The sequence below is a fragment of the Pseudomonas sp. 50_B genome, from assembly GCF_017491625.1.
Classification (GTDB): Bacteria; Pseudomonadota; Gammaproteobacteria; order Pseudomonadales; family Pseudomonadaceae; genus Aquipseudomonas; species Aquipseudomonas danubii.
Map to the genome: position 1 here is coordinate 41,434 of NZ_JAFGYX010000009.1, position 16,135 is coordinate 57,568.

Genomic DNA, 16,135 nt, shown 5'->3' on the forward strand with positions numbered 1-16,135 from the left:
CGCGTGGGTACCGCAATGCTGCAACGTTTTGTGTGGAAGTTATTACCCAAGACCCAGCGTCATTTCCTGTTGGGTCGCCTGTCGGTGGTGGATCGTCAGGTGGTGAACAAGTCCATGTCCGCCAATGTGCGGTTCCCCGATGCTTTTGCCCGTCATTCCTGTCTGTTTATCCATGTTCCCAAGTGTGCCGGCAGCAGCGTCTGTTCGGCCCTGTTCGACGGGTGGATGCCGGGGCACCTGCCGTTGTACTGGTATGAGCAACAGTTTCCCCGGGCGTTTTCCAGCAGCTTCAAGTTCGCCTTCGTCCGCGATCCCCTGGAACGCGCCTATTCGGCCTATGCCTTTTTGCGGGGCAACCGCCTGGGGCGACGGGATCAGGCGGCCCAGAGCCTGGTGACGCACTACCGGGACTTCGACGACTTTGTCGGCCGCTGGCTGCACTCGGAGAATATCCACAGGCAGATGCATTTCGCGCCCCAGAGCGACTTCCTCACCGACTCCCTGGGGCGCCTGGCCCTGGACTTCATCGGCTATCAGGAATACCTGCAACGTGACTTCCAGCTGCTGTGCCAGCAGTTGGGGGTCGATGCCCAACTGCCCCATGTCAACGGCACTGCTCAACGCCGCACTACCCCTGTCAGGGAATTCTGCTCGGTACGCACCCGTCGCCTGGTGCGCCGTGTCTATCAACGCGACTACGAGATGCTGGGTTATGAATAAGCTCGCTTGTGCGCCTTTGGAGCAACTGCAGATCCGCCCCTACAGCCTGTCGCTGTCCATCGAGGCCCGGGCCGCCCTCAAGCGGCAGAAGCCCTGTTGTCTATGGCTGACGGGCCTGTCGGGGGCCGGTAAGTCGACCCTGGCCAACCTGCTGGAACTGCGCCTCAACGAGTTGGGCATGCATACCTTCGTCCTTGATGGCGACAATGTGCGCAGTGGGCTGTGCCGTGACCTGGGAATGGGGGCCGAGGCACGCAAGGAAAATATCCGCCGCATGGCCGAGGTGGCGCGGCTGATGGTGGAGGCTGGGCTGTTGGTGATCGTGTCGGCGATTTCACCGTTTCGCGCCGATCGTGATGCTGCCCGGGCGCTGTTCGGGGCTGGACAGTTTATCGAGGTGTACATCAGCACGCCGTTCCAGGCCTGTGCCCAGCGTGACCCCAAGGGCCTGTATCAGGCGGCCCTGGAGGGCCGTATCAAGGATTTCACCGGGCTCGACAGTCCGTATGAAGCGCCTTTGCAAGCCGATTGCGAGATCGATACGTCCTGCGTGGAGTTGCCGGAGGCGATCCGCCGGCTGCTGCAACTGCTGGCGTGCAAATGAATCGTAGAAAATCTTCGCCGGCCTCACTCAAGGCATAGAACTAGGCGGCGCCAACCCTGTGTTAATATCGCGCCCCTGTTCATTTTGTATGTGGGATGCTCCATGAAGTTGTCCATGCCGCGATTCGATCAAGCCCCTGTCTTGGTGGTCGGCGATGTCATGCTCGACCGTTACTGGCATGGTGGTACCTCACGGATTTCCCCTGAGGCGCCGGTGCCGGTGGTCAAGGTCGAGCAGATCGAGGACCGCCCGGGTGGTGCCGCCAACGTTGCCCTGAACATCGCCGCCCTCGGTGCGCCCGCCTCCCTGGTCGGGGTGACCGGTGACGATGAGGCTGCCGACAGCCTGGCCAACAGCCTGCAAGGTGCGGGCGTACGTGCACTGTTCCAGCGCATTGCCCACCAGCCGACCATCGTCAAGCTGCGGGTCATGAGCCGTCACCAACAGCTGCTGCGCATCGACTTTGAAGAACCCTTTGCCACCGACGCCCTGGCCCTGGCGGCCGAGGTCGACGCTTTGCTCGACGGCATCAAGGTGCTGGTGCTGTCCGACTATGGCAAAGGTGCTCTGCGCAACCATCAGGTGCTGATCGCGGCCGCGCGGGCCCGTGGCATTCCGGTGCTGGCGGACCCCAAGGGCAAGGATTTCTCCATCTACCGTGGTGCCAGCCTGATCACGCCGAACCTCAGCGAGTTCGAAACCATAGTCGGCGGCTGCGCCGACGAGCACGAACTGGTGAGCAAGGGCGCCAAGCTCATGCACGATCTGGAGCTGGGGGCGCTGCTGGTGACCCGTGGCGAGCACGGCATGACCCTGTTGCGTCCGGATCATCCGGCCCTGCATCTGCCGGCCCGTGCCCGTGAAGTGTTCGACGTCACTGGGGCCGGTGATACCGTGATTTCGACCCTGGCGGCAGCGATTGCCGCCGGTGAAGAGCTGCCCCACGCGGTGGGCCTGGCCAATCTGGCCGCGGGTATTGTGGTCGGCAAGCTGGGGACGGCGGCCATCAGTGCACCGGAGCTGCGTCGGGCGATCCAGCGCGAGGAAGGTTCCGAGCGCGGTGTTCTGAGCCTCGATCAGCTGTTGCTGGCCATCGATGATGCCCGGGCGCACAACGAGAAGATCGTGTTCACCAATGGCTGCTTCGACATCCTTCACGCTGGGCATGTGACCTACCTTGAACAGGCCCGGGCTCAAGGGGACCGATTGATCGTGGCGATCAACGACGATGCTTCGGTCAGCCGCCTCAAGGGGCCTGGACGTCCGATCAACAGTGTCGACCGGCGCATGGCGGTGCTGGCGGGGCTGGGGGCCGTGGACTGGGTGATCAGCTTTTCTGAAGGCACTCCGGAAAACCTGCTGTCCCAGGTCCGCCCGGACGTGCTGGTCAAGGGTGGCGACTACGGCATCGATCAGGTGGTGGGCGCCGATATCGTCACGGCGTATGGCGGCACGGTGAAGGTGCTGGGATTGGTGGAGAACAGCTCGACCACCGCCATCGTCGAGAAGATCCGCAAGACCGACAAGGCCCAGTAACGGTTGCAGTCTGAAAAAACGGCGCCTGCTCCAGGCGCCTTTTTTTTGCCTCAGCCTTGGCGCCTGGCCTTGGCGGGAACCATCTTGCGCAGGATCTGCCGGGCCTTGCCGGTCAGGCGCGAAAGCTTCGAGTCCTTTTCCGGTTCGCTCAGGCCTCGTTGCCTGAGCCAGTCCTTCCAGCGAATCCGCTCCTCACGCACCACCCAGCCTTCCTGCTGGGCGAAGCTTTCGGCCAGGTACAGGCCGCGGGTGCTGGCCGGGTGCAGTTGATCCTTCTTCAAGGTGTACAGCTCGGCACAGGGCTGGCCATTGTCCAGGGGCATCAGGTACAGATCCGGCCGCTTGCGGTCCAGGCGCGCCACCAACTGGTCGCCTTCCAGGCGCTCGTCGACGTGGAACAGGCTCAGCGACTTGGCTTCCTTGGGGACGTCCAGGCGCAGGTCATAGATCAGTTGCAACGAGGCGGTGGGCAGGTGCACGTAGGCTCGGGGTCGCTCCAGCAATTGCAGGTTGGCGCAGCGTACCGGTCGCGCGGCTCCGGACAGTGGAGTCAGGCGAAAGGGCAGGGCCTCGCGATAATGCAGGGCCCCGGCGTAAGGGGCAGGTAGCCAAGTGTCGTTGAAGCGTCCGCCGAGCCAGCCTTCCGGGGTTTCCAGCAGGCATTCCTCGGCGATTTCCTGGATGGCCGTGTGCAGCGGCAGGTTCAGTTCATGGGCGGGTACGTAGCCGGAGATCAGCTTGAGCACCACGTCGCCGCGGTCCTGGCGTCGCTGGCGCACCAGCACCCAGTAGTCACGGTTCTGCCAGTGCAGGGTCAGGCGTACAGAAACCCCGAGGTTGGCCAGTTCCAAGGCAAACCTTTCGTGGTCTGCCACCGTCACCGCGCGTCGGCGCTGCAGGGTCTGAGCGAAGTTCAGCGGCCTCCCGACGCTCTGGTAGCAGAGGCCTTCGGGAGTCGCCTCGACGAACAGCGGCAGGGTCTTGAAGTTGCTGGGGTTCTTTCTAATGAGCGGTCGCGACATCTCGGCTCCTTCTTGCGTCGGGGTCGGCCGCGTCGGCGGCATCAGTTGGTAGCTAGGGTCTGTTCCCGTTTGGCATGCAACCCGAAGGGACGGGGCTCACTGGGCACAGGGCGGCGTTGCTCGGAGCTTATTTGGAACAACCAAACAGCGCTCCTCGCGCCTTGCCCTGTGCCCAGTGAGCCGCCGTCGCGGCCTGTCACCAAGCGGGAACAGACCCTAGAACCTGTGCCACGGTCGCCACGTTATGGGCCAGGTGCAACGGGTTGATGGTCCCGACGATAGCACTGGCAACGCCGGGCCGCTCAAACAGCAGTTCGAAGCTGGCCCGCACCGGGTCGATGCCCGGACTCAGGCAGACATGGCCGCTGGCCAGGGCCTTTTTCACCAGGATGCCCTTGTGGTGGTCGGCGGCATAGTCAATGACCGCCCGCTCGGCCTGTTCGTTCAGATTGTAGGTAACCATGGCGCAATCGCCTTGCTCCAGAGCCTTCAGACCGCCGTCGACGGTCTTGCCGGAGAAGCCGAAGCCACGGATCTTGCCCTCCTGCTTGAGCTGCGCGAGGGTCTGGTAGACCTCGTACTGCTCAAGGATCGCCAGATCGTTGCCGTCGGAATGCACCAGCACCAGGTCGATGAAGTCGGTTTCCAGGCGTTGCAGGCTGCGCTCCACGGACAGTCGGGTGTGAGCGGCACTGAAGTCGTGGCGGGACACGCCGTCGGCAAACTCTTCGCCGACCTTGCTGACGATCACCCATTCCTGGCGCTGGCCGCGCAATAGGGGGCCCAGGCGCTCTTCGCTGCGGCCGTAGGCGGGGGCGGTGTCAATCAGGTTGATGCCCAGGTCGCGGGTCAGCTTGAGCAGCATGCGGGCTTCCTGGTCATCTGGGATCTGGAAGCCACTGGGGTACTTCACCCCTTGATCACGGCCCAGCTTGACCGTGCCCAGGCCCAGAGGCGAAACCATCAGGCCGGTGCTGCCGATGGGGCGATGCAGGTTATGCAGGGTCGGCTGGCTCATGGCAGCAGTTGCTCCCAGGCCGGTTGTGCCAGGGGCGGCTTGGGCAGGGCGGGAAGTGGATCACTGTGGCCTGGACGAATGCCGTCGCGCTCCAGAGCCGCGAGAACGCGGTCGGCGAAGTCCGGCGCCAGGGCCAGTTTGGTCGGCCAACCCACCAGCAGGCGATCCTGCTCGGCGAGGAAGGCGTTATCCGGCCGGGTCAGGCCCGATTGCGCCGGCTCGGCCCGATCCACTCGCAAGGTGGCCCACTGCGCCTGGCTCAGGTCGACCCAAGGCAGCAGTTGCCCCAGTTCCTTCTGGGCAGCGGCGATCTGCGCCGCCGGTTCCCGGGCCACGCCTTCGGCTTCGGCGAGATCGCCTCCCAGGTACCAGACCCATTGGCCGTCGGCAGCCGGGTGAGTGGTGACGGTGATCCGGGGTTTGGGGCCGCCGCCCAGGCAATGGGCGTACAGGGGTTTAAGGGTTGGCCCCTTGACCAGCACCATGTGCAGCGGACGTTGCTGCATGGCCGGCTGGCTCAGGCCGATGGCCTTGAGCAGGTCGGCATTGCCGGCACCGGCGCTGAGGACGATGCGTTGCGCGCGGATCTCGCGTCCATCGATCCGCAGGCCCACCAGATGATCATTCTCCAGTAGGGGTTCGATCTTCTGTCCGGCCAGCAGGCTATCGCCGCCGAGGTCTGCCAGACGCTGGATGACGCTAGGCACATCCACCACCAGCTCGGCCAGGCGATAGACCTTGCCTTTGAAGCGTTTGTCTTGCAGGGCCGGGGGCAATTGTTCGCCCTTGACCTGATCGACCCGGCCGCGCACGGCCTTACTGGCAAAGAAGCTGGTGAGGTTGCCGGCCAGGGTGCCGGGAGACCAGAGGTAATGGGCGTCGGACAGCAGGCGCACGCCGGACAGGTCCAGCTCGCCGGTGCCGGCCAGGGCTTCGCGCCAGCGCCGCGGCATGTCGGCGATGGCTTCCGAGGCACCGGTGAGGGCGCCGTGCAGGGCGTATTTGGCGCCGCCGTGGATGATCCCCTGGGATTTCACGCTCTGTCCGCCACCGAGGCTGGCGCTTTCCACCAGTACAGTGGAATAGCCCTGGCGCCGCAGACGGGCGTTGAGCCAGAGACCGGCGACGCCTGCGCCGACAATCAGCACATCGGTAGAAATAGCGGATGGCATGCAGCGACCTCAGTGTTCAAAACGAGAGGCGCAGTATACAGGCTCGTGAATCTGTAGGAGCGGCCAGGCGAACCCCGTGACAGGTTGTCACGGGGTGGGCTGCTCGCCGGCAAGCCGGCTCCTGCATGGGCAGAGGGTCAGTGCCCGGCGGTTTTAGAGAACAGCTGGATCACCACCACGCCGAGGACGATCAGCGCCATGCCCAGCATGGCCGGGATATCCAACTTCTGGCCGTAGAGAAACAGGGCGGCGATGCTGACCATGACGATGCCCATGCCTGCCCACACTGCATAGGCCACGCCTACCGGGACGGTGCGCACTACCAGGGTCAGCATCCAGAACGCCACGCCGTAGCCGACGATGATCAGCGCCAGGGGCAGTGGTGTACTCAAGCCCTTGACCGCTTTCATTGAAACAGTGGCAATTACTTCCGCGCAGATGGCGATGGCCAGGTAGTAGTAAGCGTTCATGGGAGGGTTCCTCGTGTCTGGGACTGCTTTTCTGAGGTCGGCATTCTAGAGAGTGTTCAGATGGGGTAAAGTCATTACCTATCTGTTATGGAGATAGGTTGCTCTATGAACATGCAATGGAACCTGGAGCAGTTGCGGCTGTTTGTCAGTGTTGCCGAGCTGCGCTCGTTTTCTGCAGTAGCCCGCCAGCAACGCAAGGCTCAGTCCGCCATCAGCAGTGCCATTGCCCTGCTGGAAGAGGATCTGGGAGTGAGCCTGTTCGAGCGCAGCAGCGGCCGTCAGCCAAAGCTCACCGAAGCCGGCAGTGCCTTGTTGCAGGAGGCCCGGGAAATCCTCCGCCAGTGTGATCGCCTCAATGGCCGGGCGCTGGCTTTGATGCGGGGCCAGGAGGCGCGGTTGCGCCTGGCCCAGGATGAGGCGATGCCCTATCAGCCGGTGCTCGACAGCCTGGAGGCACTGGCCGAGCGCTTTCCCAGCCTGGAAGTGCAACTGGCCAGCGGTGCTCAGGGGGACGTGGCGCGAAAACTGGTGGAGCGTCGGGCTGACTTGGGGCTGCTGTTTCACCATGAGCAGATGCCGGAAACCCTGGAGCGCCAAGCCCTGGGCAGCGTCGAGATGGTCACTGTCTGCGCCGTGGGGCATCCGCTGGCCCATGAGAAACGGGTCAATCGTCAGCTTCTGGCCCGGCACCGGCAGTTGCTGATCGCTCCTCAACTCAGCGGTTATCCTGGTGGCGAGCAGGTCAGCCCCCAGGTCTGGCGGGCTGACAGCTTTTACGTCATGGCTGAATGGCTGATGCGCGGCCTGGGCTGGGCCTGGCTGCCGCGGCATGTGGTGCAGTACCCGGCTTACCAGCACCAGATGGTCGAATTGGTCAGCGAATGGACCCCGCCGGCGCTGGTGGTGGAGTTGGCCTGGCGCCGCGACGAACCTCTGGGGCCGGCGGCGCGTTGGCTGGCGGAACGTTTTGCCGTGCACCTGAAGGCGATCGGCTAAAAAACCGATAAACTCCGCCGCCATGAATAGAACTCTCTATACCGCACTGTTTTACCTGGGGCTGCCATTGGTAGCGATTCGCCTGTGGCTGCGTTCGCGCAAGGCTCCGGCTTATGCCAAACGCATTGGCGAGCGTTTCTCCCTTGGCTTGCCGGCCATGCAGACTGGCGGCATTTGGGTGCATGCGGTGTCTGTGGGCGAGAGCATCGCCGCCGCGCCGATGATTCGTGCCCTGTTGGCCCGTTATCCCCAGTTGCCGATCACCGTGACCTGCATGACGCCCACCGGCTCCGAGCGTATCCAGGCGTTGTTCGCCAATGAGCCACGAATCCAGCATTGCTACCTGCCTTACGATCTGCCCTGCGCCGCGGCGCGGTTTCTGGATCGGGTGCAGCCCAAGCTGGCGGTGATCATGGAGACCGAGCTGTGGCCCAATCACATTGACCAGTGCGCCCGGCGCGGGATTCCGGTGGCCCTGGCCAATGCCCGGTTGTCCGAGCGCTCGGCCAAGGGCTATGGGCGTTTTGCCCGCCTGACCGCGCCCATGCTGGGGCAAATGAGCCTGTTCGCGGTGCAGACCGAAGCCGAAGCCGAGCGTTTCCGTCAATTGGGTGCACGTCCCGAGACGGTGGAAGTCACAGGCTCGATCAAGTTCGACCTGAGCATTGACCCGCAACTGCTGGAGCGTGCCCGGGATCTGCGCCAGCAATGGCAGGCCATGGAGCGCCCGGTGTGGATCGCCGCCAGTACCCACGAAGGTGAAGATGCCGTGGTGCTCGACGCCCATCGGCAACTGCTGGCCAGTTACCCGAATGCCCTGCTGATCCTGGTGCCACGGCACCCGGAGCGCTTCAACTCGGTGTTCGAGTTGTGCCAGCAACAGGGATTCGCGACGGTTCGCCGCTCCGCTGGGGAACCGGTGGGCGCCACCACCTCGGTGTTGCTGGGGGACACCATGGGCGAGTTGCTGTTCCTCTACGCCCTGGCCGACAGCGCTTTTGTCGGCGGCAGTCTGGTCGCCAATGGCGGGCACAACCTGCTGGAGCCGGCGGCCCTGGCCAAACCGGTGATCAGCGGGCCGCACCTGTTCAACTTCCTGGAAATCGCCGCGATGCTGCGCGAGGCCGGTGCCTTGCAGGAGGTGGATGACGCTGAGGGACTGGCGGTGGCGGTGCAGCGCCTGTTCGAGTTGCCCCGGGATGCACAGAAGATGGCCGAGGCCGGGCTCAAGGTGCTCAAGGCCAACCAGGGGGCCTTGCAGCGGTTATTGGATGGCCTTGATCGTCTATTGAACAGGCACTGATCGTCCGTCTGTAGCCGCTGCCGCAGGCTGCGTTCGGCTGCGTAGCGGCCGCAAAAAAAGGCCACCCGCCAAGGTGGCCTTTTTCATGGCTTCAAGCTTCAGGGACGAGCCTTGAGTTGCTCTTGTGCGGCCTTGGCCAGGTCGGGCGGCAGGAAGTCACGGTCCGGGTTGTAGTCGGCCTTGAGGTAGCGCGACAGGTCTTGCAGATCACCGGGGTTGAGGGTGCCGGCGGCCTGCTTCAGGCGCAGGTTGTCGAGGATGTAGTCGTAGCGGCTGTTGTTGTAGTTGCGCACCGAGGTGTACAGCTGGCGCTGGGCATCGAGCACGTCGACGATATTGCGCGTCCCCACCTGATAGCCGATTTCCGTGGCTTCCACCGCGCTCTGGTTGGAGATGATCGACTGGCGTCGGGCCTGGACCTGCTCGACATCGGTATTCACAGCGCGGTGCAGGTTGCGGGTGTTCTCCACCACCTGGCGGCGCAGGGATTCACGCTGCTGTTCGGTCTGGCTCAGGCGCGAATAGGACTCGCGAACCTGGGAGCTGGTCAGCCCGCCGCTGTAGATCGGGATGTTCAACTGCAGGCCGATGGAACGCTGTTCGACATCGCTGCCGTAGCGCGTCAACGGATTGGGGTTGCTGAAGCCCAGGGCGTCGTTGTCGCCTTTCTTGTACTGCGCCACGGCGTCCAGGGTCGGGGCGTGCCCGGCCTTGCGCTGCTTGAGGGTTTCCTCGGCGGCGCTGACCGCGTAGTTGCTGGCCAGCAGGTTGAGGTTCTGCTTGGCGGCGGTGTCGACCCAAGCCTTGGCATCGTTGGGGGTCGGCGCCAGCACCGGCAGGGTATGGACGATGCCCTGGATCGCGTTGTACTCGCGGTTGGTCAGGGTGATCAGGGCCTCGAAGGCGTCGTCCACCTGGCGCTGGGCAAGGATGCGGTTGGCCCGGGCGGTGTCGTAACTGGCCTGGGATTGCAGTACGTCGGTCTTGTCCGACAGGCCCACATCGAAGCGTTCGTTGGACTGATCCAGCTGGCGTTTGAAGGCGGCTTCCTCGGCCTTGGTCGAGGCCAGGTTGTCCTGGGCGCGCAGCACCGCGAAGTAGTTCTCCGCGCTTTGCAGGATCAGGTTCTGTTCGGTGGCCGAAAGTTGCAGCGAGGCCTGTTCGTTGATGTCCTTGGCGGCTTGCAACTGGAACCAGCGATCGGCGCGGAACAGCGGCTGGGCCAGGGTCGCCTGGTAGACGTTGCCGCTGCGGGTCGAGGTCATGGAAGGCTCATCGAACCTGGTGCGGGTATTGCTCATGTCCGCGCCGGCAGAGAGGTTGGGCAAAAGCCCGGCGCGAGCCTGGGGCACCACTTCCTTCTGGGCGCCGTACTGGGCGCGTGCAGCGGCCAGATCGGCATTGTTGTCCACCGCTTCCTGGTAGACGCTGACCAGGTCGGTCTTGGTGGTCAAAGGCGCTTCTGCTGCCCAGGCCATTCCATTGGACGCACAAGACACGGCAACAGCCAGTGAGAGTTTGCGCAGCATTCGGCGATCCCTAGAGTTGATATTACGGAGATAATCCAGGCGCCAAGGCTAAGGCGCGACCCATAGAGCGTCAAGGTTCGACACAGGGCAAGGAGTGTAGAGCCGCTGGCAGGTCGCAACAATCCGCTAATTACGCCATTCATCCTGCTTATTGCACGGGGGTTGGCGTTCTGTCCCGGCTTTGTCTAGACTGGCCCGGTTCTTGTCGGGGTGCCTTGCTATGAGGCTGAGATCGGATAATCCGGATCCCGTTGAACCTGATCAGGTTAGCGCCTGCGTAGGGAACAAGATTTCTCGTCACCCGGCGAGTCCTCTTGTGCTTCGTCCGGGATGTTGTTCGACAATCGAACACCCCTCGAGTACCAAGCACTGCACTCACTAGTTGCTTAGACAGGGTGCGTCCGTCCGCTACAGGTTCGCTCCGACAAAATCCCACTGCCTGGATGCTGTCTGGAGAGCCCGTGATGACGACAAAACTAAAAAACGCTAGCAACCTCAGTGAGTCGGCCCAAGTCGACCAACAATCGGTGCAGCCCTTTACCCGCTCGCAAAAAGTCTATGTCCAGGGTTCCCGCCCGGACATCCGCGTGCCCATGCGCGAAATTACCCTGGACGTGACCCCCACCGATTTCGGCGGCGAGATCAACGCGCCGGTCACTGTGTACGACACCTCCGGTCCTTACACCGATCCGAACGTGGTGATCGATGTGCGCAAGGGCCTGGGCGATGTACGTTCGGCGTGGATCGAAGACCGTGGCGACACCGAGCGCCTGGCGGGCCTGAGCTCCAACTTCGGTCAGCAGCGTCTGGCGGACCCGGAATTGACCAAGCTGCGTTTTGCCCACGTCAATAACCCGCGCCGAGCCAAGGCCGGGGCCAACGTCAGCCAGATGCACTACGCGCGCAAAGGCATCATCACCGCCGAGATGGAATACGTCGCCATCCGCGAAAACATGAAGCTGCAGGAGGCCCGCGCCGCCGGCCTGCTGAAGCAGCAACACGCCGGCCACAGCTTCGGCGCCAGCATTCCGAAAGAAATCACCCCAGAGTTCGTCCGCGAGGAAATCGCCCGCGGCCGCGCCATCATCCCGGCCAACATCAACCACGTTGAGCTGGAGCCGATGATCATCGGCCGCAACTTCCTGGTGAAGATCAACGGCAATATCGGCAACAGCGCCCTGGGTTCTTCCATCGAGGAAGAAGTGGCGAAACTGACCTGGGGCATCCGCTGGGGTTCGGACACGGTGATGGACCTGTCCACCGGCAAGCACATCCATGAAACCCGCGAGTGGATCATCCGCAACTCGCCGGTGCCGATCGGTACCGTGCCGATCTACCAGGCCCTGGAAAAGGTCAACGGCGTGGCCGAGGACCTGACCTGGGAGCTGTTCCGCGACACCCTGATCGAGCAGGCCGAGCAGGGCGTGGACTACTTCACCATCCACGCCGGCGTGTTGCTGCGCTATGTACCGCTGACCGCCAAGCGCGTCACCGGCATCGTCTCCCGGGGCGGTTCGATCATGGCCAAGTGGTGCCTGGCGCACCATAAAGAGAACTTCCTCTACACCCATTTCGACGAAATCTGCGAAATCATGAAGGCCTACGACGTCAGCTTCTCCCTGGGAGATGGTCTGCGTCCGGGGTCGATTGCCGACGCCAACGACGAAGCCCAGTTCGGTGAGCTGGAAACCCTCGGCGAGCTGACCAAGATCGCCTGGAAGCACGACGTGCAGTGCATGATCGAAGGCCCGGGCCACGTGCCGATGCAGTTGATCAAGGAGAACATGGACAAGCAGCTGGAGTGCTGCGATGAGGCACCGTTCTACACCCTGGGCCCGCTGACCACCGACATCGCTCCGGGCTACGACCACATCACTTCTGGTATCGGCGCGGCGATGATCGGCTGGTTCGGCTGCGCCATGCTCTGCTACGTCACGCCCAAGGAGCACCTGGGCCTGCCGAACAAGGATGACGTGAAGACCGGGATCATCACCTACAAGATCGCGGCCCATGCTGCCGACCTGGCCAAAGGTCACCCTGGCGCGCAGATCCGCGACAACGCCCTGTCCAAGGCGCGTTTCGAGTTCCGTTGGGAAGACCAGTTCAATCTGGGCCTGGACCCGGACACCGCACGTTCCTACCACGACGAAACCCTGCCTAAGGATTCGGCCAAGGTGGCACATTTCTGTTCCATGTGCGGGCCGAAGTTCTGCTCGATGAAGATCACCCAGGAAGTGCGCGAATACGCGGCCAACCAGCGCATCGAAGCGGTGGATGTGGATGTCGCCAAGGGACTGGCCGAGCAGGCCGCGCGCTTCAAGCAGGAAGGCAGCCAGCTGTACAAGAAGGTCTAAGCCACGAGCTGCAGGCTGCAAGCGGAAAGCGGAAAGCAAAGGCCGAAGTGCTTTTTCTTGATGCTTGAGGCTTGCAGCTTGCTCCTGTTCTTTCTGAGATAGATCCCTTGAGCAGGGCAAGTACCTGCTATCCCGATCTCCCGGAGCCGGCCGACCAGCGCGTGTTTGGCGCCATTGGCCCGGTACCAGAACTTCCTGCTGTTGATCGGCTCGGCATTTGCGCTGTTGTTTGGCGTTGTGCTGGTGGATCACTTCATCCTGCGTCGCCGCAGCGGGCAGATCCCGCACTCAGCCCTGCGCTGGACGGCGCTGCCGGCCTGGTTGGGTGGGGTGAGCACCTGTCACCTGCTGGCCAATTTGTATCCGGATGTCGGTGCAACCCTGCCGTCACTGGTACTGGCAGGGCTGTTGCAGTGGCTGTTGGGGCGGGCGTTCAGTTCTCGGGAAACAGCTCGGGCTTGAGCACGCCCTTGAGGCGGTCGTAGGGAATCTGCAATTCGATATGACCCAGAACCGAGGGCGCGATGGTGGTGACGTCGTACTTGAGGGTCACGGCTTTCTGGGTCAGGGCCACGTTCGGGGTTTTCTGGAACGGCCAGGTCTTGACGAATTCGGCTTCGCGATCCAGGTGGGTGCTGATCAGCCAGTTGTTGTGGGCAACCCGCGCAGCCTTCCAGAACATGTCCTCCTGGCCGGGCAGGAGCATGTCTGCCAGGTTCAGGGCCTTGTGTTGCTGGCGCGAGTAATTGACGAAGCCCCGTCCCGGGGTGCCATTGGCGGCGCCGGTGTCCAGGTAGCTGGCCAGTTCGATGATCACCAGTCCGTCATGCTGCTCGCGTACCTTGGATTGCAGGTACATGCCGTGGCGGTCTGCTGCGCTGCGCAGGAACTGTTCGCGGTAGGCGCTGAGGCTGGCCGGCAGTGGGGCGTCGGGGCTGGTGCGGGTCATTTGCAGCAAGCGCTTTTCGACGATGGCGTCCAGTTGCGGCTCGGCGGGAAAGTGCACGGTGTCAAGGTTGACCAGTGGGCAGTCGGCGCCACTGCAGCCGGGCTTGAGTTGTTCGGATTTCTCGCGCTTGGTTTCCAGTGGGGTGTTGTAGCTTGGCTGAAACAGGCTTTGGCAGGCGCCCAGGGTCAGGGCGATACAGGCCACGGAGGCGATTTTGACAAGCGACATGGGCGTCCTTCATAAACCAGGGGGGAGGCAAAAGTTACCGGCTTCGACTGTCTGCGAGGCAGTCGGTTCGCCACTAAGCTCAATAGAAGCAATTAGAGTAGGTTTAGCCCCTCGCCGTCTATCCCGCTGAGGGTAAAGGGGCTGCATCGGCAGCCGCGGGCGCGTTAGGATGGCGCGAAGTCGAGGGGGATCCTCGGGTCGAATACGCTGTACACGAGGATTGTTATGACTGACTTTGCCAACTCCACGCCAAGTGCCGTTGAGATCATCCGGCGTGAAAACTGCTTCCAGGGGTTCTACCGGCTCGATCGCTTGCAATTGCGCCACGAGTTGTTCGCCGGTGGCATGGGGCGGGAAATCAATCGTGAAGTCTTTGTCCGTCACGATGCGGTCTGCGTACTGCCGTACGATCCGCAACGCGATGAAGTGGTGCTGATCGAACAGTTCCGCGTTGGCGCCATGGGCAAGACCGCTACGCCCTGGCTGGTGGAACTGGTGGCCGGGCTGATCGACAAGGACGAGCAACCGGAACAGGTTGCTCGGCGTGAGGCACAGGAGGAAGCTGGCCTGGACATCTCTGCGCTGTGGCCGATGACCCAGTATTTTCCGTCGCCGGGGGGCAGCACCGAGTTCGTCCACCTGTTCCTGGGCCGTTGCGACAGCAGCGCTGCCGGCGGGCTGCATGGGCTGGAAGAAGAGGCGGAAGACATCCGGGTTTCGGTGATGGCTTATGAGGATGCGTTGCAGGCCATGCGTGACGGGCGGATCTGCAATGCCGCCAGCATCATTGCCTTGCAGTGGCTGGCGCTCAATCGCGCTGAAGTGAGGGGGTTATGGTCGTAAACAAGGTACGCGACCGCTATCGGGTTGATCTCGCGGGGCTGCAAGCGTCCTGCGAGGCCAACTACGCTCGGCTGATGCGCCTGTTGCCTGACATGCGCAATCAGCCTGTGGCACGGCGCATTGCCGTGACCCAGGGCGACCAGATGCTCGGCGTACTGGCCCTGGAAGTGGTGCTGGCCTGCCCCTACACCACCACCTTGCAGGTGCGTCAGGAGCATAGCTTGCCGTGGCTGCCCGTGCCGCAACTGGAAGTGCAGGTCTATCACGATGCGCGGATGGCGGAGGTCATCAGTGCCGAGCATGCCCGGCGTTTTCGTAGCATCTATCCCTATCCCAATGCCTTCATGCATCAGCCGGATGAAAAGGCTCAGTTGAATGTCTTTCTTGGGGAGTGGCTGAGTCATTGCCTGGCCTGTGGCCACGAGTTCGAAGCCGTGCGATAGATGTGAACTGGGTCCGTTTCCCAGGTTTCCTCTTTTGCATTTCCCCCAGCATAATTGCCGCCTTCATCATGCTTTGTGCCCTTGCTCCGGGAGAACGCCGTGCCAAGCGTATCCGCACTGACTGCCGACGATTCCGTACTGCTGGTGCAACTAACTGACAGCCACCTGTTTGCCGACGCTGATGGCACCTTGCTGGGCATGAACACCGCCGACAGTCTGCAGCGAGTCATCGAGCAGGTGCTGGCGCAGCAGCCGCGGATCGACCTGATGCTGGCCACCGGTGATCTGTCCCAGGACGGTTCCCTGGAGTCCTATCAGCGCTTTCGTCAGTTGACCCGACAGATTCCGGCACCGGGCCGCTGGCTGCCGGGCAACCATGACGAGCCGCAGGTCATGCAACTGGCGACGCAGGACAGTGACTTGCTGGAGCCGGTAATGGATATCGGCAACTGGCGCATCACCTTGCTGGACTCGGCGGTGCCCGGCTCGGTGCCGGGTTACCTGCAGGACGACCAACTGCAATTGCTGGCTCACTCCCTGAGCGAGGCGCCTGAGCGCCATCACCTGATCTGCCTGCACCATCACCCGGTATCCATTGACTGTACCTGGATGGAGCCCATTGGCCTGCGCAACGCCGAGGCGCTGTTCGCCGTGCTCGATGCTTTCCCTCAGGTCCGTGCCTTGCTCTGGGGGCATGTGCATCAGGAAATCGATCGCCAGCGCGGCGCCATGCGGCTATTGGCCTCACCCTCGACCTGCATCCAGTTCGAGCCCGGCAGCGACGACTTCAAGGTCGAGGAGCAGGTGCCTGGCTATCGCTGGCTGCGGTTGTGGCCCGATGGACGGTTGGAAACCGGTGTGGAACGGGTCCTGGGCTACGAATTCACCATCGACTACGGTAGCAACGGCTACTGAAGCGGCTTCGTAACCTGTCGTCATCCCTGTAAA

At 62.8% G+C, this 16,135-nt stretch carries 15 protein-coding genes, 1 pseudogene and 1 riboswitch; of the genes and pseudogenes, 10 read left to right on the plus strand and 6 right to left on the minus strand.

The features are described 5' to 3' along the window. The first annotated feature begins 15 nt into the window (after nucleotides 1–15). From J5M73_RS14520 to hldE, 3 genes are all read left to right on the plus strand, one after another. Entirely contained in the window at nucleotides 16–720 is a 705-nt protein-coding gene (locus tag J5M73_RS14520; RefSeq protein WP_102862878.1) for a sulfotransferase family 2 domain-containing protein, read from the plus strand. Beyond that, on the plus strand, nucleotides 713–1,324 hold the full coding sequence (gene cysC / locus J5M73_RS14525) for an adenylyl-sulfate kinase (RefSeq protein WP_102862879.1): 612 nt from the start codon (nucleotides 713–715) through the stop codon (nucleotides 1,322–1,324). The genes J5M73_RS14520 and cysC overlap by 8 nt, the downstream gene beginning before the upstream one ends. 102 nt (nucleotides 1,325–1,426) lie before the next feature. Continuing rightward, entirely contained in the window at nucleotides 1,427–2,860 is a 1,434-nt protein-coding gene (gene hldE, locus J5M73_RS14530; protein WP_102863061.1) for a bifunctional D-glycero-beta-D-manno-heptose-7-phosphate kinase/D-glycero-beta-D-manno-heptose 1-phosphate adenylyltransferase HldE, read from the plus strand. 50 nt (nucleotides 2,861–2,910) lie between these two features. Here the strand turns inward: hldE and J5M73_RS14535 are convergent, their stop codons facing one another. From J5M73_RS14535 to J5M73_RS14550, 4 genes are all read right to left on the minus strand, one after another. Further along, complete coding sequence (locus tag J5M73_RS14535; protein WP_102862880.1) at nucleotides 2,911–3,882, minus strand: metal ABC transporter ATPase; 972 nt, start codon at nucleotides 3,880–3,882, stop codon at nucleotides 2,911–2,913. Between the two features lie 196 nt (nucleotides 3,883–4,078). Further along, nucleotides 4,079–4,900: an aldo/keto reductase gene (locus J5M73_RS14540; RefSeq protein WP_102862881.1), complete on the minus strand. Its 822-nt coding sequence runs from the start codon at nucleotides 4,898–4,900 to the stop codon at nucleotides 4,079–4,081. Next, entirely contained in the window at nucleotides 4,897–6,072 is a 1,176-nt protein-coding gene (locus tag J5M73_RS14545) for an FAD-dependent oxidoreductase (RefSeq protein WP_207166982.1), read from the minus strand. Before J5M73_RS14545 ends, J5M73_RS14540 begins: the two co-directional genes overlap by 4 nt. A 137-nt stretch (nucleotides 6,073–6,209) precedes the next feature. Further along, nucleotides 6,210–6,542 (minus strand): multidrug efflux SMR transporter, encoded by a 333-nt coding sequence (locus tag J5M73_RS14550; RefSeq protein ID WP_011058907.1) that lies wholly within the window; start codon nucleotides 6,540–6,542, stop codon nucleotides 6,210–6,212. 111 nt (nucleotides 6,543–6,653) lie between these two features. Between J5M73_RS14550 and J5M73_RS14555 the strand changes: the two genes are divergently transcribed. Further along, nucleotides 6,654–7,538: a LysR family transcriptional regulator gene (locus J5M73_RS14555; protein WP_162884166.1), complete on the plus strand. Its 885-nt coding sequence runs from the start codon at nucleotides 6,654–6,656 to the stop codon at nucleotides 7,536–7,538. Between the two features lie 22 nt (nucleotides 7,539–7,560). After that, the gene (gene waaA / locus J5M73_RS14560) at nucleotides 7,561–8,841 is read left to right on the plus strand and encodes a lipid IV(A) 3-deoxy-D-manno-octulosonic acid transferase (RefSeq protein WP_102862884.1); all 1,281 of its coding nucleotides are present in this window, start codon (nucleotides 7,561–7,563) and stop codon (nucleotides 8,839–8,841) included. 98 nt (nucleotides 8,842–8,939) lie between these two features. On the opposite strand, the gene J5M73_RS14565 is transcribed toward waaA, so the two are convergent. Continuing rightward, nucleotides 8,940–10,370, minus strand: a complete 1,431-nt coding sequence (locus tag J5M73_RS14565) for a TolC family outer membrane protein (RefSeq protein ID WP_102862885.1) — start codon at nucleotides 10,368–10,370, stop codon at nucleotides 8,940–8,942. Nucleotides 10,371–10,566: 196 nt separating this feature from the next. Beyond that, a riboswitch (TPP riboswitch) is annotated at nucleotides 10,567–10,671 on the plus strand. A 163-nt stretch (nucleotides 10,672–10,834) separates the two neighbouring features. On the opposite strand from J5M73_RS14565, the gene thiC reads away from it, so the two are divergent. Both thiC and J5M73_RS14575 read left to right on the plus strand, forming a co-directional pair. Next, nucleotides 10,835–12,724 carry a phosphomethylpyrimidine synthase ThiC gene (thiC, locus tag J5M73_RS14570; RefSeq protein WP_102862886.1) on the plus strand — a complete coding sequence of 630 codons (1,890 nt, stop codon included), beginning with the start codon at nucleotides 10,835–10,837 and terminating at the stop codon, nucleotides 12,722–12,724. A gap of 159 nt (nucleotides 12,725–12,883) precedes the next feature. Continuing rightward, a pseudogene (locus J5M73_RS14575) lies at nucleotides 12,884–13,186 on the plus strand (putative hydroxymethylpyrimidine transporter CytX); the annotation flags it as partial. Here the strand turns inward: J5M73_RS14575 and J5M73_RS14580 are convergent. Then, a complete protein-coding gene (locus J5M73_RS14580; protein WP_102862887.1) occupies nucleotides 13,158–13,901 on the minus strand; it encodes an RsiV family protein in 744 nt (247 codons plus the stop codon). The pseudogene J5M73_RS14575 and the gene J5M73_RS14580 sit on opposite strands and share 29 nt — an antisense overlap. A 225-nt stretch (nucleotides 13,902–14,126) precedes the next feature. Here J5M73_RS14580 and J5M73_RS14585 point away from each other — a divergent pair, with 225 nt between their 5' ends. The 3 genes from J5M73_RS14585 to cpdA all read left to right on the plus strand — a co-directional run bounded on the left by J5M73_RS14585 (nucleotide 14,127) and on the right by cpdA (nucleotide 16,102). Continuing rightward, a complete protein-coding gene (locus J5M73_RS14585) occupies nucleotides 14,127–14,744 on the plus strand; it encodes an NUDIX domain-containing protein (RefSeq protein WP_102862888.1) in 618 nt (205 codons plus the stop codon). After that, nucleotides 14,735–15,187 (plus strand): DUF1249 domain-containing protein, encoded by a 453-nt coding sequence (locus J5M73_RS14590; RefSeq protein ID WP_011058915.1) that lies wholly within the window; start codon nucleotides 14,735–14,737, stop codon nucleotides 15,185–15,187. Before J5M73_RS14585 ends, J5M73_RS14590 begins: the two co-directional genes overlap by 10 nt. 99 nt (nucleotides 15,188–15,286) lie before the next feature. Further along, a complete protein-coding gene (cpdA, locus tag J5M73_RS14595; protein WP_102862889.1) occupies nucleotides 15,287–16,102 on the plus strand; it encodes a 3',5'-cyclic-AMP phosphodiesterase in 816 nt (271 codons plus the stop codon). The last annotated feature ends 33 nt before the right edge of the window (nucleotides 16,103–16,135 follow it).